The organism is Citrobacter amalonaticus, assembly GCF_002918555.1.
GTDB lineage: Bacteria > Pseudomonadota > Gammaproteobacteria > Enterobacterales > Enterobacteriaceae > Citrobacter_C > Citrobacter_C amalonaticus_A.
In genome coordinates, this window is record NZ_PQMB01000002.1 from 259,647 (window position 1) to 282,073 (window position 22,427).

Consider the following 22,427-nt stretch of genomic DNA (forward strand, 5'->3'; position numbering starts at 1 on the left):
TACAAACAACATAAATACAACCACATTAATATATAAGAGGTTTTTATATCTATGGATCAGACATGTTCTCTGGAATCGTTCCTCAACCATGTTAAAAAGCGCGACCCGAATCAGACCGAGTTCGCGCAGGCCGTTCGTGAAGTCATGACCACCTTATGGCCATTTCTTGAACAAAACCCGCGTTATCGTCAAATGTCGTTGCTTGAACGTTTGGTTGAACCAGAGCGCGTGATTCAGTTCCGTGTCGTCTGGCTGGACGACCGTAATCAGGTACAGGTTAACCGTGCCTGGCGCGTACAGTTCAACTCTGCCATCGGCCCGTATAAAGGCGGGATGCGTTTTCACCCTTCGGTAAACCTTTCCATTCTGAAGTTCCTCGGCTTCGAACAAACCTTTAAAAACGCACTGACCACCCTGCCTATGGGCGGCGGTAAAGGCGGCAGTGATTTCGATCCAAAAGGAAAGAGTGAAGGCGAGGTGATGCGCTTCTGCCAGGCGCTGATGACCGAACTGTACCGCCATTTAGGTCCTGATACCGACGTTCCGGCCGGAGATATCGGCGTGGGGGGCCGCGAGGTGGGCTTTATGGCCGGGATGATGCGCAAGCTCTCCAACAATAGCGGCTGCGTCTTTACGGGTAAAGGCCTCTCCTTCGGCGGCAGCCTGATTCGTCCGGAAGCCACAGGCTATGGGCTGGTGTACTTCACCGAAGCGATGCTCAAGCGTCACGGGCTGGGCTTTGAAGGGATGCGTGTCGCCATTTCCGGCTCTGGCAACGTGGCGCAGTTTGCTATCGAAAAAGCCATGGAGTTCGGCGCTCGTGTGGTTACCGCTTCCGACTCCAGCGGTACGGTGGTGGATGAGAGCGGCTTCAGTAAAGAGAAACTGGCGCGCCTGTGCGAAATCAAAGCCAGCCGCGACGGTCGCGTGGCGGATTACGCACGCGAGTTCGGTTTAACCTATCTGGAAGGCCAGCAGCCGTGGTCTGTACCGGTCGATATCGCCCTGCCGTGCGCCACCCAGAACGAACTCGACGTTGATGCTGCGCGGGTGCTGATTGCCAACGGTGTGAAAGCCGTTGCGGAAGGGGCAAACATGCCGACCACCATCGAAGCGACCGATCTGTTCCTGGAAGCGGGCGTGCTGTTCGCCCCAGGCAAAGCGGCCAACGCGGGCGGCGTGGCGACGTCTGGTCTGGAAATGGCGCAGAATGCGGCTCGCCTGAGCTGGAAAGCGGAAAAAGTGGATGCGCGTCTGCACCACATCATGCTGGATATTCACCAGGCATGCGTCGAATATGGCGGCGAAAACAAACATACCAACTACGTGCGTGGCGCGAACATCGCAGGCTTCGTGAAAGTCGCCGATGCGATGTTTGGTCAGGGTGTGGTTTAATTTACAGGCAGGCCGGATGGCAGCATAAATGCTCTCTCCGGCCTGCAAACTCTGTTTAAACGCCCGCCTCTGCTGATGGCGGGCTTTTTTTCGCCGCTCGCTTCCGTGGGGCGCTCTTTTTCTTCTCACCGTCGCCAGGAGCAACAATCCCGCGAAACCGCCGTACCGGGGTGCTCTTCGCCTGATCGATCAGCTGATACAGGGTGCCGACCAGCGGTTGCATAAAGTCCTGATAGCGACACTTTTTTTCACTGATTTGCGTCAGAATCGACTCCCAGTGCGCCGTCATATCCGGACGGGTCGCCATCTCCGGCAGTGAGTGGAACAAGGCTTTTCCGGCATCGGTGGAGTGAATATAACGCCCTTTTTTGGTCAGGAAGCCGCGTTTAAAGAGCAGCTCGATGATCCCGGCACGGGTCGCTTCTGTGCCCAGACCGTCGGTTGCGCGCAGGATCTTTTTCAGATCTTTATCCTGCACAAAACGGGCGATACCGGTCATCGCTGAGAGTAGCGTCGCATCCGTAAAGTGGCGCGGCGGCTGGGTCTGCCGCTCGACCACCTCACCTTTTTCGCACAGCAGTTCGTCATCTTTCGCCACCACCGGCAGCGGCGTTCCGTCGTTTTCTTCATCGCGCTCTTTATTGCCAAGCAGCGTGCGCCACCCCGCCTCCGCCAGGAACCGGGCCTTCGCCACAAATTTACCTTTGGCGATGTCCAGCTCAATGACGCACTTGCGGAACACCGCATCCGGGCAGAACTGCATCAGATACTGCCGGGCGATAAGGCTGTAGACCTTTGCTTCGTTATCGGTCAGATTGATCGACGAGCTCCGTGCAGTGGGAATGATAGCGTGGTGAGCATCCACCTTTTTGTCATCCCAGCAGCGGTTGCGGGTATCCGGGTTCACAACGGGTTGCGGCAGCAGATCTGGCGCATGGACGCCGATCGCGTTCAGCACCGCATGGCGTCCGGCAAAATGCTCCTCCGGCAGATAGCGGCAGTCAGAACGCGGATAGGTAATGAGTTTGTGTGTTTCATACAGCTTCTGACAGATATCCAGCACGTTCTGCGCGCTCAGGCCAAAACGCTTTGCCGCTTCAATCTGCAATGCCGAAAGCGAAAACGGTAACGGGGCAGATTCTGATTCCCGTTTATCGTTATAGCTGGTGACAATAGCAGGCTGTCCGGCAATGCGGTTGACGACGTGTTCCGCCAGCGGGCGATGCAGCAAGCGCCCTTCTTCGTCCTGATACGGTTCGCATGCCTCACTCGGCTGCCAGATGGCGGTAAAGCGTTCCTCGGCAGGCGTGACGATATGCGCTTTCACTTCAAAGAAGTCTTTGGCGACGAAGTTCTCAATCTCTTCATCCCGCCGCACCACCAGCCCAAGAACCGGCGTTTGCACACGGCCAACCGAAAGCACCCCCTGATAGCCCGCATTGCGTCCAAGAATGGTATACGCACGGGTCATATTGATGCCGTACAGCCAGTCGGCACGCGCCCGCGCCAGCGCCGAAACGCACAGCGGCACGAACTCATTGTTCGAACGCAAGCGATCAATGGCACGCTCCACCGCCTGCGGATTAAGGTCGTTGATCAGGCAACGCTTTACCTGTTGACGCTTCTCCGGTGCCAGCTGCAGATAATCCAGGACTTCGTCCACCAGAAGCTGTCCTTCACGATCGGGGTCTCCCGCGTGAACCACCTCACTGGCTTCGTGTAAGAAGCGCTTAATGACATTAAGCTGTTTTGTCACGGACGGACGCGGCTGTAACTGCCACTTTTCAGGCACGATCGGCAGGTCGGCGAGACTCCAGCGGGCGTAACGACTGTCATACGCGTCGGGCTGCGCCTGTTCAAGAAGGTGACCGATGCACCACGTCACCATCTGACCGTTCCCGCACTCGATAAAGCCGTCGCCTTTGCGATGTGGTTTTGGCAGCACATCCGCAATGGCGCGGGCCAGACTCGGTTTTTCGGCAATAAACAACCGCATAGGATTAACGGATCTCAACCATGGCACGACCGCCACGCGCTTCAACCAGTTCACCAATCGCCGTCAGTTCGATACCGAACTCTGCAGCGGTGGCTTTCACTTCGTCCTCCGCTTCCGGCGTCACCGCCAGCAGCAGACCGCCGGAGGTTTGCGGATCACACAGCAAATCACGCACCTCACGCGGCATTTCGCCCATCAAATGACCGTAGCTGGCGAAGTTACGCGCCGTACCGCCCGGGACTGCGCCAAGTTTGATGTACTCTTCCACGCCCGGCAGTTTTGGAATGTCGTTATAGCGGATCTGCGCCTGTACGCCTGCCCCCTGACACATTTCGCTAAGGTGGCCCAGCAGACCAAATCCGGTGACGTCGGTCATCGCTCTCACGCCGTCGATGTTGGCAAACGCCGCGCCCGCAATATTCATCTGACACATCACCTCTGTCGCGAGCCCCTGATGTTCCGGTTTGAGCAGCGATTTTTTCCCGGCGGTAGTCAATACGCCAATCCCCAACGGTTTGGTCAGGAAGAGTTGGCATCCGGCCTGCGCGGTGCTGTTTTTCTTTACGCGGTCTGTCGGTACTACGCCCGTGACGGCGAGGCCAAAGATCGGTTCCGGCGCATCGATAGAGTGTCCGCCTGCCAGAGCGATACCGGCCTGACGACAGGCAAAGCGCCCGCCCTCGGTCACTTCACGGGCAATATCCGGTGACAGTGTATTAATTGGCCAGCCCAGAATCGCAATCGCCATAATGGGTTTAYCGCCCATCGCGTAGATATCGCTGATGGCGTTGGTCGCCGCAATACGACCAAAATCAAACGGGTTATCGACAATCGGCATAAAGAAATCGGTGGTACTGATAATGCTGGTGCCATTGCCTAAATCATATACTGCCGCGTCATCGCGGGTCTCATTTCCCACAAGCAGGTTCGGGTCGACAAACTTCGCCTGCTCGCTGTGCAGAATCGTCTCCAGCACCTTAGGGGAAATTTTACAACCGCAACCCGCTCCGTGGCTGTATTGCGTTAAACGAATATTGTGCTCGCTCATGGACATCTCCTGTCATTGCAATCGGGCTATGGTAGCGCTCATTCCTTGATGTGGTAAGAGAGAGTGTCTGAATTCCGGCGTCTTTGCTCAGAATCCAGACAGTTTTGCCGAATAATTTAAAATTTCGTCACGAAAGGCGCCGTATCCGGCACGCTGATTGTCGTAGACGCTTTCAGCTGGGGCGTTCCCAGATAGAGGAATCCGACGATTTTGTCCTGGGGTCGGCAGCGAAATGCCTCACGGACTACCGGGCTTTCGGTTAATGCGCCGCTACGCCAGATGCCGCCAAAACCTTGCGCAACGGCCGCCATCTGCATCGCCATCACTGCGCATCCGGCGGACATTTCCTGTTCCCATACGGGAACTTTATGGTTTTCTTCACATTTTGCGACAACGGTGATAATCAACGGCGCGCGAAACGGGGCTGTTCGCGCCTTTTCTGTCGCCTTCTCATCACTTCCGGAGAGAATAGCGCCTTGTTCCAGAATAGCGCTGAAACGCTCGCGCCCTTCGCCTTCAATGACAAAAAAATGCCACGGTTGCAATGTCTTATGGTCGGGCGCACGCATCCCGGCTCGCAGGATATTTTGCAGTTGTTCACCTGCTGGTGCAGGCTCCGCCAGGCGGGAAGCGCTACGACGGTTAACAAGTAATTCAAGTGCATCCATTTGATTAACTCCTGTGATGGTGTTTATTCACAAAATTAACACGAGAGCAGAATTTGTTACAGCGCAGACGGTGATTCCTGCTGACAAGTGGCGACCGGGTCATTACGATAGCCACATCTTAGACGCCAGATTCTGGCGGCGTGTTTATCAGGAAGGGAGAATACATGCGAACCCTGTGGCGATTTATTGCCGGATTTTTTAAATGGACGTGGCGACTGCTGAATTTCGTCCGTGAGATGGTACTCAACCTGTTCTTTATTATCCTGGTTCTGGCGGGTACGGGGATCTGGATGCAGGTAAACAGCAATAACACCAGCGAACAGACGGGGCGCGGCGCGCTAAAGCTGGATATTACCGGCGTGATTGTCGATAAACCCTCCAGCACCAACCGCCTGAGCGCCCTCAGTCGCCAGCTGTTTGGCGCAAACTCCGATCGCCTGCAGGAAAACTCCCTGTTTGACATCGTCAATACCATTCGCCAGGCCAAAGATGACCACAACATTACCGGCATCGTGTTGGATCTGAAGAATTTCGCCGGGGCGGATCAGCCCTCAATGCAATATGTCGGTAAAGCGCTGCGTGAGTTCCGTGACAGCGGCAAACCCGTCTATGCGGTGGGCGATAACTTCAGCCAGGGGCAGTACTATCTTGCCAGCTTCGCCAACAAGATTTGGCTGACTCCGCAGGGTTCGGTCGATCTCCACGGTTTCGCCACCAATGGCCTGTACTATAAGTCGCTGCTGGATAAGCTGAAGGTCTCCACCCACGTGTTCCGCGTTGGCACCTATAAATCTGCGGTTGAACCGTTTATTCGTGACGATATGTCTCCGGCGGCACGCGAAGCAGACAGCCGCTGGATTGGCGAGCTGTGGCAAAACTATCTGAACACCGTTGCCGCTAACCGTCAGATCCCGGCGCAGCAAGTGTTCCCTGGTGCCCAGGGGATGCTGGACGGTTTGACCAAAGTGGGCGGCGATACCGCACAGTACGCGCTCAACAATAAACTGGTTGATGCCCTGCTCTCCAGCGCCGAAGCTGAAAAGGCGCTGACCAAACAGTTTGGCTGGAGTAAAGCCGAGAATAATTACCGGGCGATTAGTTACTATGATTATTCGCTGAAAACACCGGCGGATACCGGCAACGCCATCGCGGTTATCTTTGCCAACGGTGCAATCATGGACGGTGAAGAAACGCCGGGGAACGTGGGTGGCGACACTACCGCTTCACAAATCCGCGACGCGCGTCTTGATCCGGCGGTCAAAGCCATTGTCCTGCGCGTGAACAGCCCCGGCGGCAGCGTGAGCGCTTCGGAAGTCATCCGTTCGGAACTGGCCGCGGCTAAAGCTGCCGGTAAACCGGTGGTGGTGTCGATGGGCGGGATGGCAGCCTCCGGCGGGTACTGGATCTCCACCCCGGCCAATTACATTGTGGCCAACCCCAGCACACTAACGGGATCGATAGGTATCTTTGGCGTGATTAATACCGTTGAAAACAGCCTGGACGCTATCGGCGTGCATAGCGACGGCGTGGCGACATCTCCTCTGGCCGATATTTCCATCACCAAATCTCTGCCGCCCGAAGTTCAGCAGATCATGCAACTGAGCATTGAAAATGGCTACAAGCGCTTTATCACGCTGGTGGCAAATGCCCGTAAGTCAACGCCTGAACAGGTTGACAAAATCGCTCAGGGCCACGTCTGGACCGGCCAGGACGCAAAAGCCAATGGCCTGGTCGACAGCCTGGGCGATTTCGATGATGCGGTAGCGAAAGCGGCAGAGCTGGCAAAACTCCGGCAATGGCATATCGACTATTACCAGGATGAGCCATCATTCTTTGATATGGTGATGAACAACATTTCCGGCTCTGTGCGCGCCATGCTGCCAGAGGCTATCCAGGCGATGTTGCCTGCGCCTTTGGCCTCTGCGGCCAGCGCCGTAAAAGCCGAGAGCGACAAACTGGCGGCGTTTAACGATCCGCAAAACCGTTATGCGTTCTGCCTGACCTGCGCTAACGTTCGCTAATCCTCAGCCCCTCTTCATGTTGAAGAGGGGTTTTCGTTGAGCTACAAGACTACAGCCATGCAGAAAAAATCAATTTACGTTGCCTATACCGGCGGTACTATCGGTATGCAGCGTTCAGAACAGGGTTACATCCCGGTTTCGGGTCACCTGCAACGCCAGCTGGCGCTGATGCCCGAATTTCATCGTCCCGAAATGCCAGATTTTACCATTCATGAATACGCCCCGTTGATGGACTCCTCAGATATGACGCCAGAAGACTGGCAGCATATCGCCGACGATATCAGGGCGCATTACGACGAATACGATGGCTTCGTTATCCTGCACGGTACCGACACGATGGCGTTCACCGCCTCAGCGCTCTCATTCATGCTGGAGAATCTGGGTAAACCCGTCATTGTGACAGGGTCACAAATTCCGCTGGCCGAACTGCGTTCCGACGGACAAATCAATTTGCTCAACGCGCTGTATGTCGCGGCAAACTACCCGATTAACGAAGTCACTCTGTTCTTTAATAACCGACTCTTTCGCGGCAACCGCACCACCAAAGCACACGCCGACGGTTTTGATGCTTTTGCCTCCCCTAACCTTCAGCCGCTGCTGGAGGCCGGGATCCATATTCGGCGCTTAGGGACACCGCCTGCACCGCATGGGGAAGGTCCGCTGATCGTGCATCCGATCACTCCCCAGCCGATTGGCGTGGTGACCATTTATCCCGGTATCTCCGCCGATGTGGTGCGAAACTTCCTGCGTCAGCCAGTGAAGGCGCTGATTCTCCGCTCCTACGGCGTGGGCAACGCCCCGCAGAATAAAGAGTTCCTTAAAGAGCTTTCGGAGGCCAGCACGCGCGGCATTGTGGTGGTCAATCTGACACAGTGCATGTCGGGCAAAGTCAATATGGGCGGTTACGCCACCGGCAATGCGCTGGCGCACGCCGGGGTGATTGGCGGCGCGGATATGACAGTAGAGGCCACGCTCACCAAGTTACACTACCTGCTAAGTCAGGGGCTGGATACGGATGCGATTCGCACCGCGATGACGCAAAATCTGCGTGGCGAACTGACGCCGGATGATTAAGGAGAATGTGATGACCCAGCGAGCTTTATTACTTGTCGACCTTCAAAACGATTTCTGTGCTGGCGGCGCGCTGGCGGTGCCGGAAGGCGACTCGACGGTGGATGTAGCCAACCATTTGATCGCCGGGTGCCAGTCGCGCGGTGATGCGGTGATTGCCAGTCTGGACTGGCATCCCGTTAATCATGGCAGTTTTGCCAGTCAGCATCATGTAAAACCGTACAGTCAGGGCCAGCTTGACGGTCTGCCGCAAACCTTCTGGCCCGATCACTGTGTGCAAAATAGCGATGGTGCTGCATTTCATCCTCTTCTGAACCAAAAAGCCATTGCTGCCGTTTTTCACAAAGGGGAAAACCCCTTAGTGGATAGCTACAGCGCTTTTTTCGATAACGGACGTCGTCAAAAAACGGCGCTGGATGACTGGTTGCGCGCACAGAGCGTCAATGAGCTGATAGTGATGGGGTTAGCCACCGATTATTGCGTGAAGTTTACCGTCCTGGACGCCCTGCAACTGGGTTATACCGTGAACGTGATCACCGACGGCTGCCGCGGGGTGAATATTCAGGCACAGGACAGTACCTACGCCTTTATGGAGATGGCAGCGGCAGGCGCCACGCTTTACACCCTCGCCGACTGGGAAGAGACGCACAGCTAGCCCACCAAAGGATGGCGTTTCCCTCGCCATCCTTCCACGTTCAGCTCAGACTGGAAATTTCCTCCAGCGATACCTTCCGCGTTTCGATACCAAAGAAAAACAGGATCAGCGCGCAGACAACCAGCATCGCCCCCAGCACAATAAACACGGTCACTGAACCATATTGCGTCAGTAAAACCGCCACGCCGTACGGCGTAAACACCGCCACAATGCGCCCTACCGCATTCACAAACCCCGAACCGCGCAGGCGTAAATGTGTCGGCCAAAGTTCCGGTACGTAGACCGCCGAGGCAAAACAGACGTACATATACAGGAAACAGATCATCGCCAGACCATAGCTCAGAATGGCCCATTCAGCGGTCTGAATTGAATAGAAGTATCCCAGCAGCGCAATGATGACCAGCAGCAAGGAACCAAATAGCCGCCGTGGATAACGGTCAATAATCAGCGCAGCAATAAAGATGCCCACTGGCGCGCCAATCATAATAATTGCGGTCATAAATATCGATTTGGTGACATCAATACCTGAGTTAACAAAAATAGTCGGGATCCATACCGTAATGGTATAAAGCGAAATATTCATCGCGATAAGCACGGTAATCGCCACCAGCGTGCGGCGCAGCATCTGTCCTTTAAACAGCAGCCAGAATGACCCGCGTTCCTCATTGACCGAATGCGTTCCAGGTTTGCCGGGTGGTGCTGGCAACGTGATGTTCTTCTCTTTCTCTATCTGAATTTCAACATCGCGCAGATGGCGTTCCGCGGCGCTTTGCTGGCCTTTACCTGCCAGCCAGCGTGGTGATTCAATGAAATATTTCCCTGAAAGATACCAAGCCAGCAGCATGCCTGCTCCACCGATTAAAAACATCATTCGCCAGCTCAAAAAGGCAATGACAACCACCCCAATGGCCGCAGACAGCATCGGTGACCAGTTACCGACAAAAGAGAGTCTGGCAGACCATTTTCCTCTGACCGTAGCCGGAATAAACTCGGTGAAAGACGCATACCCCACCATGATAAGCGCCCCCATACCTGTTCCCATCAAACAACGAAAGAAGATAAGCCAGTACATGTTGGGAACAAAAGAGGCCGCGGTTGCGGAGACGCCCACAATCAGCAAATTCATGCGAAACGCTTTCCGGCGCCCGAGATAATCGCCAATAAAGCCGCCGGTAAGGGAGCCGATAAAATAGCCGAACATCAACGCCGAGGTAAATGCCGCGTTGAGGAAATTATTTGACCAACCATTACTCACCAGTTTTGCCAGTACCACATTACCGGAATAGCTAAGAAAACCGGTCAGTAATAAGCTATAACTGATAATGCCAAAGATGCGAAAATGAAACCGGGCCAAAGGCAAGCGGTCCAGTCTTGCGCCGATATGATCATATTGTTCCATCTGGGTACCTTAAATGCTCATTATTTTCCGGTAGCCCGAAATTTGCAGAGCATAATCTGTATTTTGCACTCGGAATACGACGAGTATATTAAACCGTGACCCTCGCGGCAGGTTTGACGTTGCCGCGTCATTCATCATCACTTTTTATTTAACATTCACCAGGTGAAAACCAAAATAATACCGACTGTGAAAAATTCACACTTAATAGATCAGCTGAATGTTATTTTTTATGCAAAATGCGATCCATTCCGCACCTGGTGCTTTATTCGTTATAATGTAATTGATATGGCTTAAATCAACTAACTGCACAAAGGCTTTGCGATCAAACTTTGAATGATCCACCAACAGCGCGACCTCCGTAGCCTGACGTATCATGGTTTTCTTGATCTCCGCTTCAGCCTCGTTGGAGTCAAGTGCGCCACTAGCCATGTCCAGACCTTTACAGCTCATCACCATAATATCTACGTGATAGCGACTGATGATCTCTTTAGTGATCCGCCCCTGTAAGGAGAGCGTATTCTTATTTAATTCGCCACCGGTCGAAACAACGTTAATCTCCGATTGCGCCAGCTCATGAAAAGCTTCTGCTGAATTGGTTAATAGCGTAAGATCATTTCTTTCCTTCAGCAGTTTCAACAACTCCATTGCCGTACTGCTGGAGTCTGCCGCCATCGTGGTCTTATTTTTAATAAAAGGTAGTGCATTACGCGCAATAACCTGCTTCTCTTCATAAAACGATTTCGCACGTTTATAAAAGTGAATATTGTCGGATAAGGCCGTCGTATTTAATACGGCACCACCATAAGTTCGCGTTAAAAAACCTTCATCTTCGAGTTTCTCCAGATCGCGGCGTATCGTCTCTTCGGTAACCTGAAATAGCGTACTTAAATTAGAAACCACCACTTTCTTGTCATTAGCAACCATTTGCTTAATTGCCAGAATCCTGTCTTTTGCCGCCACAATTACACCTCTGTTCCCTTCAACGTCATGATAAGTAGTTAGTATCTCACAGGCCATGTTTATTTTCAAAAGAACATGTCCGAATCACAGATTTTCACATTTTTTACACAGAAACAGAGGTGTCGTTTGTTGCATCTATTTATTACTTAGCGACTCGGCCATTTCCCTCATCAATAATGAATCATCATCCGTTAATGTGATAGCCAGTGCTTCAACGTTCTCGCGAACCTGCTCCGGGGAGGTTGCGCCGCTGAGTATTGAAATTAACTCACTTTGTTTCAGTATCCAGGCCAGCGCCAGCGTTGGAATAGAGCAACGGTATTTGTCGCACAGCGGCCGCCACCGATCCAGCATATCGATTACGCGTAACATATTCTCACGCTGGAACCAGACTTTGTTCGCTCGTGCACCGCCGGGGATGTAGTCACGTGTTATCGTGCCGGTGAGTAATCCCTGCTCCAGCGGAGAGTAAACCTGTACAACGATGCCGTGCTCACGACATAGCGGCAACAACTCGGTTTCCAGCGTCCGATCCAGAATGCTGTATTTTGCCTGCACAATATCCAGCTCACCTTGTATCAGGTATTCCCGGATATGGCTGGCGTCCACGTTCGCGGCCCCGATAGAACGGATTTTTCCTTCAGCCTTCAACTCATTGAGAACAGCAACAGTTTCTGCAATCGGTGTAAAAAACGGCGGCACCGACTGCCAGTGGGTCATATAAATGTCGATGCAATCGATCCCTAAGCGTTGCAAACTGGCCTCGACCTCTTCCCGAATCGATTCCGGAGAAAGGTTTTTATACAACTGGCGATCGCCAACTTTATTGAACAGGCTCCCTTCCCGCTCCCAGACAATCCCACATTTCGTTTCAACAACGATTTCGCTACGCGGCAACTGCTTCAGCGCCTGACCTACAATCACCTCGCTATTGCCAAAGTTATAGCCTGGCGCGGTATCAATCAAATTGATGCCACAACGATGCGCCTCGACAATGGTATCAATGCAGATTTGTAAATCGAGATCGCCATTCCACGCTGGGCCGCCGCCGATGGCCCAGGTACCTAATCCCATTCGCGAGAGCTTAATATCTGTACTGCCTAAAGGTATCATTTTCATCTGCCGCTATTATCCTTCGTATTCATCCAGGAGTTGTTCCACCAGCTTTCTGTTCTTCACACCCGTTGTCGCCCCCACGCTCAGTACTGATATCGCGGCTGTCGCATTGGCAAACAGCGCACATTCACGCAGCGTTTTTCCCTCAAGCAGCGCAGAGATAAATCCAGAGGCAAAATTATCGCCTGCCCCAATGGTATCGATGGCGGTAATCCCTGAGACCGCAGGCACCTCCATTTTCATATCCGCGCGTTTGATAAAGCAGCCTTGCTTGCCGGTTTTAATCACCACCGTTTTCACTCCGCACTGTAAAAACGTCTCCGCGATCTCCTCCAGCGTCTCTTTCCCGGTGAGCTTTTTAGCTTCGTCAACATTAGGGAACAGATAATCGACAAAGCTCAGCGCCTCACGAATATCCTCCAGCGTTTCGTTCAGCCGGGGCTTGATCATGTCAGCACAAATAATTAGCTGCTGCGCCTTCGCCTGGGTGAAGATCTCCGTTAATGCTTTGCCATCCAGCAGTGGGCTATTGAAAATACTCGCCAGCGACAGCAGTTTGACCTGTGAAAATCGATCAAAATCGATATCGTTAATATTCAATTTCCACAGGCTGCCATTGCGATTGGTGACAAAAGTCCGCTCACCATCAGCGGTAACCAATCCAACATTAATGGAGGTATCAATTTCAGCGTCCTGTTTCAGACTCTGAATATCAATATTCTCTTTACGGCAATGTTCGAGAATAAAATGACCTGCCGCATCATCGCCAACGCGACTCATTAACGCCGTGCGATGCCCAAGGCGGGAAATAATCGTGGCTTCATTTATGGCATCGCCCCCCGTGGTCATGGCTATTCGGTCCAGAGGATACGAATCTACATCAAAAATATTTTTACTGACCGGTTGCAAAGGTATATCGACGATTGCCGCACCAATGCAAAGCACCTCAATGTCGTCCATATCATCATTCCGCTTTGCCGTCTGAACCAAACAGTTTGATTTTTTCCAGCGCGCGCGCTTTTACCGCTTTGCGCACTTCGCGCTCCAGATGGAGGAACGGCTGATCCTGATTCTCTTTCACCGCCTCCATAGCCGCCTGGCACAGTTCAGTATGGATATTGATCTTGGCAATACCGAGTGAAATGGCCTTTTTGATATCGGCGTCGCTGATGCCGGAAGCCCCGTGTAATACCAGCGGCACAGAAACCGCCTGACGCACACGCTCCACCACCTCAAAGTTCAGCTTTGGTTCGGAGGTATAGACGCCATGCTGATTACCGATGGCAACGGCCAGCGAATCACAGCCCGTCCGCGCCACAAACTCTGCCGCCTGGTCGGGGTCGGTATAGTGGTATCCCGCCAGCGCCTCTTCATAGACCGTTTCGTTCCCCACGTGACCCAACTCAGCTTCAACCGGAATACCCAGCGGATGGAAGAAATCAACGGCCTCTTTCGTCAGACGAATATTTTCTTCAAAATCAAAAGCGGAGGCGTCACGCATTAACGAATTCATACCGTGCGTCCAGGCGTTATGGATAATCTCCATGCTGCGCCCATGATCCCAGTGGGTAATAACCGGAACCGATGCCTTTTCAGCCATCGAGACCATCATATGTGAAAAGTCTTCAAATGACGTATTTCCAACAAACCCGGTACCAAAGGAGATAATGACCGGCGATTTCGTCTCTTCCGCCGCATCAATAACGCCCATCAACATTTCCGCGTTCCATACGTTAAAATGGGCAATGGCATACTGTTTATTTTGCGCATCGTTTTCCCAATATTTAATATCTGCCAGCATCGTTGTTTCTCCCGTTTAAATTAATCACTACACCCGTCATATTTTAAGTTGCAGATGGATTGGTTTTGTCACTCCCCCCAGTCACATACTTATATACCCTCATGGGAATTTGCTCCCTTGCCGCCCTCCTGCAACCCGAATTATTTAGGGGATAATCTTAATAACACCCTTAATAATGTCGCGTTTGTTATTTACCGACTCATCAAATGCTCGTTGTACCTCTTCATAATCATAAATATGTGTCACCATCGATTTCACATCGAAACGACCTGAGGAAATGGCTTCAATAGTGACCGGATAGCGGTTGGCGTAGCGGAAAACGGTCTGGATCGTCACTTCACGGTTAATTTTGAGAAAATTAATCGCGGAGTCCCCTGGTACAGTGCCGACAATCATGATTTTCCCACCGCGCATCACCAACCAGGGCGTTTGCCTGACGGTGACGGCGGAACCCGCTGTTTCAAAAACAATGTCAGCCCCCATCTCCCCGGAAAATTGCTGACAACGTGCAACGGTGTCCTCTTTTGCGCCATTGATGACGATTGATGCGCCAAGCTGTTCAGCCATTGCCAGCCGTTTTTCCAGCACATCAACTACCGCAATGTCCGTCGCGCCAAGGCATTTACAGGCCTGCAATGTCATCAAACCAATGCAACCCGCCCCGAGAATGACAATCTTCTTGCCTGGCTTAACGTCCGCCAACATTGCTGCATGCATCCCGACAGCAGCGGGTTCCACCAGCGCACCTTCCAGGGTGTCCATGTTGTCCGGAAGCTTATAAGTGAAACTCTCGGGATGGCACAGGTAGTGCGTTAAGGCGCCGCGGTAATTTGGCTGGGTCGCCATAAAATCGACATCCGGGCAGATGTTGTATTTACCTTCCCGGCAGTAACGACAGTGACCGCACGGTACGCCAGGTTCAATATTCACCCGATCGCCCGGTTTAAATTGACTTACGCGGTTACCCACAGCCACCACCGTTCCGGCGCACTCATGGCCCAGGCCAATCTCCTGATTCGGATCTTTTGGCGGAATAAACGGCCCCGATTCAAAACCGTGCACATCAGAACCACAAATACCGACATACTCTACTTTAATCAGGACTTCATGTTCTTTCGGCACCGGAATATCAGCGGCTATAATTTTCATCGTACCCGGTGTTTTTAATATCGCTTTTGAGTTTTGCATATTCATTCCTTTATTTACTCGTCACCGTATCAATCCCCAGACTTTCGACCGAGACACCTTTCGTTTCTATTCCGATAGTGGCAATGGCGACGGCAACAATTATCGAGACGGCACCCAGCAGGATGAAGACACCCGTGACGCCATATCCGTTGAGTAGCACAGCAACGGCATAGGGCGCTGCAATCCCGCTGATTCTGCCGACGGCGTTTGCCAGACCAGAGCCACGAAGCTTCGCTTCCGTAGGCCAGATTTCCGGGACATAAACCGCCGAGGCGTAGCAGACGTACATATAGACAAAGGTAATCAGGAAAAAGCCAATTAAGGTAATAAGCAGCATACTGGTTTGTAGCGAATAGATATATCCCAGCACGGCAATCAATATTAATAAACCAACGCCCATTGTTTTACGTGGAATTTTATCCATCACCAGCATGGCGATAAAAATACCAAACGGCGCGCCGAACATACTCATCGTATTTAAAACAATAGAATCTTTCAGGTTGATTCCCTGGGTCATGAATATGGTCGGCAACCAGTTAATTAAGGTGTATTGCACCACGTTCATGGCGATCAGTACGCAGGAACCTAAAATAACGCGCCTGAGTAATACACCGGTCAGTAATGCGGAATACGGAACTGAACGCGGCGGTTTTCCATTGTCTTCGATAACAACCGGCGGCAATGGTTGACCCGTTTGTCGCATCACGCCCTCTTCAATTGCCTGCATCACCTTTTCGGCTTCCTGGTAGCGCCCGCGAGATTCCAGCCAACGGGGAGACTCCGGGAACCAGCGCCAGGCAAATGCGGTGGCAATGAGTGATAATACGGCCGGGATTAGCAACTGCACGCGCCAGTTCCACTCTGCGCTAATTAACGGCGTCAGCCCCATTGCAATCAGTGAACACAATGGATATGACCAGTTGCCGATAAAAGAGACCCGGCTTGACCAGGTTCCCCGATTTCTCCCTGGCATATACTCTGTAAATCCGGCAAACAGGGTGACCAGTAATGCCCCCAGCCCTGTCCCCATAACAAAACGGCAGGCGATAAGGAAATCCATATTCGGCGAGAATGCACCAACGACCATGGCGGCAATATGAATCGCTTCATAGAGGATAAAGGCATTTCTGCGCCCGGTTTTATCACCGATAATTCCCCCGACCAGGGCACCGAGAAACATCCCCGCCGTCGTTATCGCGGAAAAGGTCGCGGTTGTGGAATTATCAGTCCAGCCTAACTCTTTGAGCTGCGCGAGGATCAATCCGCCGACGGCATTACTCCAGCAGACAAGTAACCCAAAGGCGACCATCGCAAACATTGATGCGTGCCAGCGGCAGTCCGGTAGTCGATCAAGCCGGGCGCCGCAGTGTGGTTTTGTTATCTGTTCCATGCGATAACGTTCCTTTACCAGAAGGGTTATTCATCAAAGTCGTAGGTCATAATCACTTTGATCGCGGTTTTATCAACCATCGCATCAAAGCCTTCCCGCCACTGCGACAGGCCGATACGATGGGTAATCATCGGTTTTACTTTGATAGCGCCGCTGGCAAGCAGGCGGATTGAATTGCGCCAGGAGGTGGAGTCATAGGCCATATGTCCAATAATGCTTTTGTTCCACGCGGTGATGTCGTTAATAGAGAAATCGAGCGGCTTAAAGCCCATCCCCACGCGCACGACTTCGCCGTTAGGACGCAGCATCTCAATAGATTGCTTAAGTGCAATGTTGGCGCCGGAACATTCGATCACCAGACCAAGATTGTCCTTCCCGCAAATGGCCTGACAGCGCGCCACAACGTCTTCCGTGGAACCATTAACGACCGCCGTTGCGCCAAGTTCTTTCGCAACAGGGAAACGAACGGGAACATCCTCTTCCAGACCAACCATGACAATATTTACCGCGCCCATAATGCGGGCCATCTGCACGGAGAACAGACCCAGCGGACCCGTTCCGATCACCACGACGTCCTGACCCGGTAAGAATCTGGATTGCTGAGCGATGGATTTGTAGGCGTTGCAGATAGGGTCTAAAACCGCAGCCTCTTCGTAATCGACGTTTTCCGGGATCTCCCAAAGCGCATGGCGATGAATTTTCAGAATTTCCCCTGGCACCAGACAGTATTTCGAAAAACCCCCTCCCCAGGTATTATTATCCAGCCCCAGATTCACTTTTTCTGTACAACACAGAAAATCACCCTGTTCACAGGCGGGACAGACACCGCAGACATGCCCGCTGTTGTCGGAAACCACGCGTTGGCCGACCTTCCAGTCTTTTACGTTCTCGCCGACCTGCGCAATGCGCCCCGCAAACTCATGGCCACGGATGGAGTTGAACCGATCGGAACCGCTATCGACGTTGTAATGTTTCATATCGGCGCCGCAGATCGCCGCTGCCTTAATTTCAATCACCACATCATCAGGGCCGCACACGGGTTGCGGAACGTCAATCATCTTGTAGCCGCCAAAAGCCTTACCAAATCTTGCCAGTGCTTTCATTGCTCTTCCTTTGTGTCTGGTTTTGCATCAATGTCCATCATACTTACCCACAAAATCTTTGAGGTCAACATTGAATCTTTAAAACACAGATAATGATCTGCATTTCACAACTTAGATCACAAATACGAAGAAACTGCGCCAGGAAAATACAGGCACGCGAAAGCAGTTTCGCAAAAGGTGGCGTGCCCCTGCGCTGTTCTCTCTTGACGACGGTGTTCACCGGTTCAGTACAGAAATCGCAGGGAAAGTCCGAAAAGCGGGAGGGTCAGCCAGGCACAAATACCGTGGTATTAAAGCGAATAACCTCTAAAAGAGAGGGCCAGGAGGGACGGTGTTCTGGGAAATGGTGTGCGGATGATAACTACCCGCGGGCAAAACAACTAACGGATTTGCCGGGAACTAAACATTCATGCGTAAAGAGCGCCGGGTGGCAGTTCCGCCCTACCCGGCCTCTGACAGTTTACTGTACTTTCAGCGTCGCAATCGGCTTTGGCGTAATGCCGAAATCCTCTTTTAACTGCTGCTTGCTCTTCATTACCATCTGACCATTGGTATCAATCGTCATATGCTGAGCGTCAGTATTGTGGCGAGCCTGCCACAGCATCACCAGCTGCAGGCTGTTCTCTTTTTGTTCCGGGGTCAGCGGCACACCATCCGGCCATTTCCCCAGTTCAACGGCGGTAGACAAACGCTGGTAAACTTCCGGCGTCATACTGTTCATCATCTCATCCAGATTCATGATATATCCGCTCCCGTGGAATAATTTGCTGAATCGTTTTTTCAACCTTTGGTTTGTTCACCGCTTTCTTCATCGGTAAAGCTTAACGATGCTGAATTGACGCAGTAACGTTCACCTGTCGGTTGTGGACCGTCAGGAAAGACGTGCCCCAGATGGGCGTCGCAGTTGCCGCAACGGATCTCAATACGCTGCATGCCATGCGAGAAGTCTTTGATATAATGGATAGAATCCTCGCTTACAGGCTCATAAAAACTGGGCCAGCCGCAGCCGGAATCATACTTAGTTTGGGCGTTGAACAGTGGCGCATCGCAGATCAGACAGTGGTAAACTCCGTCACGTTTGTTATGTAGCAAATGTCCGGTAAATGGCGGTTCTGTACCGTGATTCTGCGTCACGTAGAACTGCATTTCGGACAAGTTTTTTTTCAGCTCTTCTGCCGAAGGTTTGTTAGCCATTTGCATACATCTCGCTTTAAACACACTCACATTGCGTGACTTATTCTAACAAAACATTAACAACACAGTACCAACTTTTGTTCTAAACTTGATCCTTACGAAATGGCAGCCTGCAAATCGTGATGTTAATCACAATTTTGTCGCCATTGCCCTTTAAAATCCGGGGCGCCGCCCCCATGTGGTTTCAAGCCCAAAGGAAGAGTGAGGCGAGTCAGCCGCGCAAAGCTTGTGCAGAGGATTGATTTGTCGCAATGATTGACACGATTCCGCTTGACGCTGCGTAAGGTTTTTGTAATTTTACAGGCAACCTTTTATTCACTAACAAATAGCTGGTGGAATATATGACTATCAAAGTAGGTATCAACGGTTTTGGCCGTATCGGTCGCATTGTTTTCCGTGCTGCTCAGAAACGTTCTGACATCGAGATTGTTGCAATCAACGATCTGTTAGACGCTGAATACATGGCTTACATGCTGAAATATGACTCCACTCACGGTCGTTTCGACGGTACCGTTGAAGTGAAAGACGGTCATCTGATCGTTAACGGTAAAAAAATCCGTGTTACCGCTGAGCGCGATCCGGCTAACCTGAAATGGGACGAAGTTGGTGTTGACGTAGTTGCTGAAGCTACCGGTATCTTCCTGACCGACGAAACCGCTCGTAAGCACATCACTGCGGGTGCGAAAAAAGTGGTTCTGACTGGTCCGTCCAAAGACAACACCCCAATGTTTGTTAAAGGCGCTAACTTTGACAAATACGAAGGCCAGGACATCGTTTCTAACGCTTCCTGCACCACTAACTGCCTGGCGCCGCTGGCTAAAGTTATCAACGACAACTTCGGTATCATCGAAGGTCTGATGACTACCGTTCACGCGACCACCGCAACTCAGAAAACCGTTGACGGCCCGTCTCATAAAGACTGGCGCGGCGGCCGTGGTGCGGCTCAGAACATCATCCCATCCTCTACCGGTGCGGCTAAAGCTGTAGGTAAAGTACTGCCAGAACTGAATGGCAAACTGACTGGTATGGCGTTCCGCGTTCCGACTCCGAACGTATCCGTTGTTGACCTGACCGTTCGTCTGGAAAAAGCTGCTTCTTACGAAGACATCAAGAAAGCAATCAAAGCTGCTTCCGAAGGCCCGATGAAAGGCGTTCTGGGTTACACCGAAGATGACGTTGTATCCACCGATTTCAACGGCGAAGTTTGCACTTCCGTGTTCGATGCTAAAGCAGGTATCGCACTGAACGACAACTTTGTGAAACTGGTCTCCTGGTACGATAACGAAACTGGTTACTCCAACAAAGTTCTGGATCTGATTGCTCACATCTCCAAATAAGTTGAGATGAAACAGTAATCTGTAAGAGCGACTCAGGTCGCTCTTTTTTTTGTCTGAAGATATACCCGTCATACTTCAAATTGCAGGTGTGTTGGCTACGCTCTCTCACCCGAATCACTTACTACAGTAAGCTCATCGGGATGTCCCTGAGCGAAGGCAACCTTCGGTTGTTCAAATTCGTTCCTGACGAATTTGTCGTTCACTTGCCGCCGTCCTGCAACTCGAATTATTTAGGGTAAAAAAAGGATTGCGTAATGATTAATAAAATTTTTGCACTTCCGGTCATCGAACAAATTACCCCTGTCCTCTCCCGCCGCCAGCTCGACGACCTTGACGTCATCGTCATCGATCATCCGCAGGTGAAAGCTTCCTTTGCATTACAGGGGGCGCATCTGCTTTCCTGGAAACCGGCGGGTGCCGAAGACGTGTTGTGGTTAAGCAACAACACGCCGTTCAAAACCGGCGTTGCGATACGCGGCGGCGTACCAATCTGCTGGCCGTGGTTTGGTCCGGCGGCACAGCAAGGCCTCCCGGCCCACGGCTTTGCCCGTAATCTTCCGTGGACGCTGAAAGCGCACAACGAAGATGACAATGGTGTGGTGCTGACGTTTGAATTGCAGAGCAGCGACGCTACCCGGCGATACTGGGAACACGATTTCACCCTGCTGGCACGCTTTAAGGTGGCTCAAACCTGCGAGATCGAGCTGGAAGCGCACGGTGAATTCGCAACCACCTCTGCCCTGCATACCTACTTTAATGTTGGCGATATTGCGGCGGTCAGCGTTAGCGGACTGGGCGACCGTTATATTGACAAGGTTAACGATGCCCAGGAAGGCGTGCTGGCTGATGGCGTACAAACGTTCCCGGATCGCACCGACCGTGTGTATGTAAACCCGGAAGCGTGCAGCGTTATCCATGATGATTCTCTGGGCCGCAACATCGACGTTGTCCATCATCACCATCTGAACGTGGTGGGCTGGAATCCTGGTCCGGCGCTGTCCATCAGCATGGGCGACATGCCCGATGACGGCTATAAGACATTTGTGTGCGTCGAAACGGCGTACGCCACCGCGCAGCAAAAGACCACCGAAGAGAAACCTTCCCGTCTGGCGCAAACTATTCGCGTTGCAAAACGTTAATCGTCAGAAATCACTCTCCCCCTACGGGAGAGTGATGTTGTATCACACCATATCCAGCGACGTTTTGCCCTTCGGCGCCGGATAAGCTGCATCCAGCCGTTTTAAATCCTCTGCGGTCAGAGTCAACGCCATCGCCGCCGCGTTCTGTTTTACATGTTCAACGCTCGCCGCTTTCGGAATCGCCATCACCCCCTGATGACTAATCACCCATGCCAGCAGAATCTGTGCCGTACTGGCATTGTGCGTACGGGCGATGTCATTCACCACAGGATGCGTCAGCAGACCATTACGTAGCCGTCCGGCCTGTGCCAGCGGGCTGTAAGCCATCACCGGAAGCTTATGCTGCTGACACCAGGGGAGCAGATCGTATTCAATACCACGGGATGCCAGATGGTAAAGCACCTGGTTAGCGGCGCACTGCTCGCCGCCAGCAACCCGCCACAAATCCTGCATATCGTCGTAATCAAGATTAGAAACGCCCCAGCGGCGGATTTTCCCCTGCGCGATAAGCGTTTCCATTGCCTCAACGGTTTCTTCAAAGGAATAACTGCCCGACCAGTGCAACAAATAGAGATCCAGATAATCGGTGTTCAGACGGCGCAGACTCCCCTCGCAGGCAGCGATGGCCTTTTGCCCGCCCGCATTCCACGGATAGACTTTGGACACCAGAAAGACGTTATCACGTAACCCCGACAATGCTTCCCCCACCACCTCTTCAGCCCCGCCGTCTGCATACATTTCGGCGGTATCAATAAGCGTTAACCCCAGCTCAATGCCCGCGCGCAGTGCAGCAACTTCCGTCCGACGATGAGAGGCATTCTCGCCCATATACCACGTTCCCTGCCCGATAGCAGGGAGGGTAATATCTCTGGCAAATACAATCTGTTTATCTGTCATCACACCCTCCAGGTTTATGCACCACCGTAAAGCAAAACAGGGCGTAAAC

20 protein-coding genes are annotated in these 22,427 nt (G+C 52.2%); 6 read left to right on the forward strand and 14 right to left on the reverse strand.

What is annotated here, in order from left to right; translation table 11 throughout:
• Positions 1 to 51 precede the first annotated feature (51 nt).
• A complete protein-coding gene (gene gdhA, locus C3432_RS06620; RefSeq protein ID WP_103775863.1) occupies positions 52 to 1,395 on the forward strand; it encodes an NADP-specific glutamate dehydrogenase in 1,344 nt (447 codons plus the stop codon).
• 55 nt (positions 1,396 to 1,450) lie between these two features.
• Here gdhA and topB read toward each other — a convergent pair whose 3' ends face one another.
• The 3 genes from topB to C3432_RS06635 all read right to left on the reverse strand — a co-directional run bounded on the left by topB (position 1,451) and on the right by C3432_RS06635 (position 5,107).
• Positions 1,451 to 3,391, reverse strand: coding sequence for a DNA topoisomerase III (gene topB, locus C3432_RS06625; protein ID WP_103775864.1), 1,941 nt, complete (start codon positions 3,389 to 3,391; stop codon positions 1,451 to 1,453).
• Positions 3,392 to 3,395: 4 nt separating this feature from the next.
• Positions 3,396 to 4,439, reverse strand: coding sequence for a selenide, water dikinase SelD (gene selD, locus C3432_RS06630; protein ID WP_103775865.1), 1,044 nt, complete (start codon positions 4,437 to 4,439; stop codon positions 3,396 to 3,398).
• Between the two features lie 116 nt (positions 4,440 to 4,555).
• Complete coding sequence (locus C3432_RS06635; protein ID WP_103775866.1) at positions 4,556 to 5,107, reverse strand: NAD(P)H nitroreductase; 552 nt, start codon at positions 5,105 to 5,107, stop codon at positions 4,556 to 4,558.
• Positions 5,108 to 5,271: 164 nt separating this feature from the next.
• On the opposite strand from C3432_RS06635, the gene sppA reads away from it, so the two are divergent.
• The 3 genes from sppA to pncA are packed head-to-tail and all read left to right on the forward strand — an operon-like array spanning position 5,272 to position 8,854.
• Entirely contained in the window at positions 5,272 to 7,128 is a 1,857-nt protein-coding gene (gene sppA, locus C3432_RS06640) for a signal peptide peptidase SppA (protein ID WP_103775867.1), read from the forward strand.
• A 57-nt stretch (positions 7,129 to 7,185) separates the two neighbouring features.
• A complete protein-coding gene (gene ansA / locus C3432_RS06645; RefSeq protein WP_103775868.1) occupies positions 7,186 to 8,202 on the forward strand; it encodes an asparaginase in 1,017 nt (338 codons plus the stop codon).
• A 10-nt stretch (positions 8,203 to 8,212) separates the two neighbouring features.
• Positions 8,213 to 8,854, forward strand: a complete 642-nt coding sequence (gene pncA / locus C3432_RS06650; RefSeq protein ID WP_103775869.1) for a bifunctional nicotinamidase/pyrazinamidase — start codon at positions 8,213 to 8,215, stop codon at positions 8,852 to 8,854.
• A 40-nt stretch (positions 8,855 to 8,894) separates the two neighbouring features.
• Here the strand turns inward: pncA and C3432_RS06655 are convergent, their stop codons facing one another.
• The 10 genes from C3432_RS06655 to msrB all read right to left on the reverse strand — a co-directional run bounded on the left by C3432_RS06655 (position 8,895) and on the right by msrB (position 19,005).
• Positions 8,895 to 10,253 (reverse strand): MFS transporter, encoded by a 1,359-nt coding sequence (locus C3432_RS06655; RefSeq protein ID WP_103775870.1) that lies wholly within the window; start codon positions 10,251 to 10,253, stop codon positions 8,895 to 8,897.
• A 201-nt stretch (positions 10,254 to 10,454) separates the two neighbouring features.
• A complete protein-coding gene (locus C3432_RS06660; protein WP_103775871.1) occupies positions 10,455 to 11,213 on the reverse strand; it encodes a DeoR/GlpR family DNA-binding transcription regulator in 759 nt (252 codons plus the stop codon).
• 135 nt (positions 11,214 to 11,348) lie between these two features.
• The gene (ydjG, locus tag C3432_RS06665) at positions 11,349 to 12,332 is read right to left on the reverse strand and encodes an NADH-dependent methylglyoxal reductase (protein WP_103775872.1); all 984 of its coding nucleotides are present in this window, start codon (positions 12,330 to 12,332) and stop codon (positions 11,349 to 11,351) included.
• A gap of 9 nt (positions 12,333 to 12,341) precedes the next feature.
• On the reverse strand, positions 12,342 to 13,289 hold the full coding sequence (locus tag C3432_RS06670) for a carbohydrate kinase family protein (RefSeq protein ID WP_103775873.1): 948 nt from the start codon (positions 13,287 to 13,289) through the stop codon (positions 12,342 to 12,344).
• Between the two features lie 4 nt (positions 13,290 to 13,293).
• A complete protein-coding gene (locus C3432_RS06675; protein WP_103775874.1) occupies positions 13,294 to 14,130 on the reverse strand; it encodes a ketose-bisphosphate aldolase in 837 nt (278 codons plus the stop codon).
• 144 nt (positions 14,131 to 14,274) lie between these two features.
• Positions 14,275 to 15,318, reverse strand: a complete 1,044-nt coding sequence (locus C3432_RS06680) for an NAD(P)-dependent alcohol dehydrogenase (RefSeq protein ID WP_103775875.1) — start codon at positions 15,316 to 15,318, stop codon at positions 14,275 to 14,277.
• Between the two features lie 10 nt (positions 15,319 to 15,328).
• The gene (locus tag C3432_RS06685; protein WP_103775876.1) at positions 15,329 to 16,708 is read right to left on the reverse strand and encodes an MFS transporter; all 1,380 of its coding nucleotides are present in this window, start codon (positions 16,706 to 16,708) and stop codon (positions 15,329 to 15,331) included.
• A 26-nt stretch (positions 16,709 to 16,734) separates the two neighbouring features.
• Positions 16,735 to 17,811 carry a zinc-binding dehydrogenase gene (locus C3432_RS06690; protein WP_103775877.1) on the reverse strand — a complete coding sequence of 359 codons (1,077 nt, stop codon included), beginning with the start codon at positions 17,809 to 17,811 and terminating at the stop codon, positions 16,735 to 16,737.
• Between the two features lie 460 nt (positions 17,812 to 18,271).
• Positions 18,272 to 18,550, reverse strand: a complete 279-nt coding sequence (locus C3432_RS06695) for a YeaC family protein (protein ID WP_103775878.1) — start codon at positions 18,548 to 18,550, stop codon at positions 18,272 to 18,274.
• A gap of 41 nt (positions 18,551 to 18,591) precedes the next feature.
• On the reverse strand, positions 18,592 to 19,005 hold the full coding sequence (gene msrB, locus C3432_RS06700) for a peptide-methionine (R)-S-oxide reductase MsrB (protein ID WP_103776926.1): 414 nt from the start codon (positions 19,003 to 19,005) through the stop codon (positions 18,592 to 18,594).
• A gap of 341 nt (positions 19,006 to 19,346) precedes the next feature.
• On the opposite strand from msrB, the gene gapA reads away from it, so the two are divergent.
• A complete protein-coding gene (gene gapA, locus C3432_RS06705) occupies positions 19,347 to 20,342 on the forward strand; it encodes a glyceraldehyde-3-phosphate dehydrogenase (protein WP_012132666.1) in 996 nt (331 codons plus the stop codon).
• A gap of 254 nt (positions 20,343 to 20,596) precedes the next feature.
• A complete protein-coding gene (locus C3432_RS06710) occupies positions 20,597 to 21,481 on the forward strand; it encodes a D-hexose-6-phosphate mutarotase (protein WP_103775879.1) in 885 nt (294 codons plus the stop codon).
• 42 nt (positions 21,482 to 21,523) lie between these two features.
• Here C3432_RS06710 and C3432_RS06715 read toward each other — a convergent pair whose 3' ends face one another.
• Positions 21,524 to 22,378, reverse strand: coding sequence for an aldo/keto reductase (locus tag C3432_RS06715; protein WP_103775880.1), 855 nt, complete (start codon positions 22,376 to 22,378; stop codon positions 21,524 to 21,526).
• Positions 22,379 to 22,427 lie beyond the last annotated feature (49 nt).

What these genes read in the sequence shown, in the direction of transcription:
- C3432_RS06655 (WP_103775870.1), bottom strand. Translation starts at nt 10,253, where the DNA reads ATGGAACAATATGATCATATCGGCGCAAGACTGGACCGCTTGCCTTTG.
- C3432_RS06695 (WP_103775878.1), bottom strand. Translation starts at nt 18,550, where the DNA reads ATGAATCTGGATGAGATGATGAACAGTATGACGCCGGAAGTTTACCAG.
- ydjG (WP_103775872.1), bottom strand. Translation starts at nt 12,332, where the DNA reads ATGAAAATGATACCTTTAGGCAGTACAGATATTAAGCTCTCGCGAATG.
- gdhA (WP_103775863.1), top strand. Translation starts at nt 52, where the DNA reads ATGGATCAGACATGTTCTCTGGAATCGTTCCTCAACCATGTTAAAAAG.
- C3432_RS06710 (WP_103775879.1), top strand. Translation starts at nt 20,597, where the DNA reads ATGATTAATAAAATTTTTGCACTTCCGGTCATCGAACAAATTACCCCT.
- C3432_RS06680 (WP_103775875.1), bottom strand. Translation starts at nt 15,318, where the DNA reads ATGCAAAACTCAAAAGCGATATTAAAAACACCGGGTACGATGAAAATT.
- C3432_RS06670 (WP_103775873.1), bottom strand. Translation starts at nt 13,289, where the DNA reads ATGGACGACATTGAGGTGCTTTGCATTGGTGCGGCAATCGTCGATATA.
- msrB (WP_103776926.1), bottom strand. Translation starts at nt 19,005, where the DNA reads ATGGCTAACAAACCTTCGGCAGAAGAGCTGAAAAAAAACTTGTCCGAA.
- C3432_RS06635 (WP_103775866.1), bottom strand. Translation starts at nt 5,107, where the DNA reads ATGGATGCACTTGAATTACTTGTTAACCGTCGTAGCGCTTCCCGCCTG.
- pncA (WP_103775869.1), top strand. Translation starts at nt 8,213, where the DNA reads ATGACCCAGCGAGCTTTATTACTTGTCGACCTTCAAAACGATTTCTGT.
- topB (WP_103775864.1), bottom strand. Translation starts at nt 3,391, where the DNA reads ATGCGGTTGTTTATTGCCGAAAAACCGAGTCTGGCCCGCGCCATTGCG.
- ansA (WP_103775868.1), top strand. Translation starts at nt 7,186, where the DNA reads ATGCAGAAAAAATCAATTTACGTTGCCTATACCGGCGGTACTATCGGT.
- sppA (WP_103775867.1), top strand. Translation starts at nt 5,272, where the DNA reads ATGCGAACCCTGTGGCGATTTATTGCCGGATTTTTTAAATGGACGTGG.
- gapA (WP_012132666.1), top strand. Translation starts at nt 19,347, where the DNA reads ATGACTATCAAAGTAGGTATCAACGGTTTTGGCCGTATCGGTCGCATT.
- C3432_RS06675 (WP_103775874.1), bottom strand. Translation starts at nt 14,130, where the DNA reads ATGCTGGCAGATATTAAATATTGGGAAAACGATGCGCAAAATAAACAG.
- C3432_RS06715 (WP_103775880.1), bottom strand. Translation starts at nt 22,378, where the DNA reads ATGACAGATAAACAGATTGTATTTGCCAGAGATATTACCCTCCCTGCT.
- C3432_RS06690 (WP_103775877.1), bottom strand. Translation starts at nt 17,811, where the DNA reads ATGAAAGCACTGGCAAGATTTGGTAAGGCTTTTGGCGGCTACAAGATG.
- C3432_RS06685 (WP_103775876.1), bottom strand. Translation starts at nt 16,708, where the DNA reads ATGGAACAGATAACAAAACCACACTGCGGCGCCCGGCTTGATCGACTA.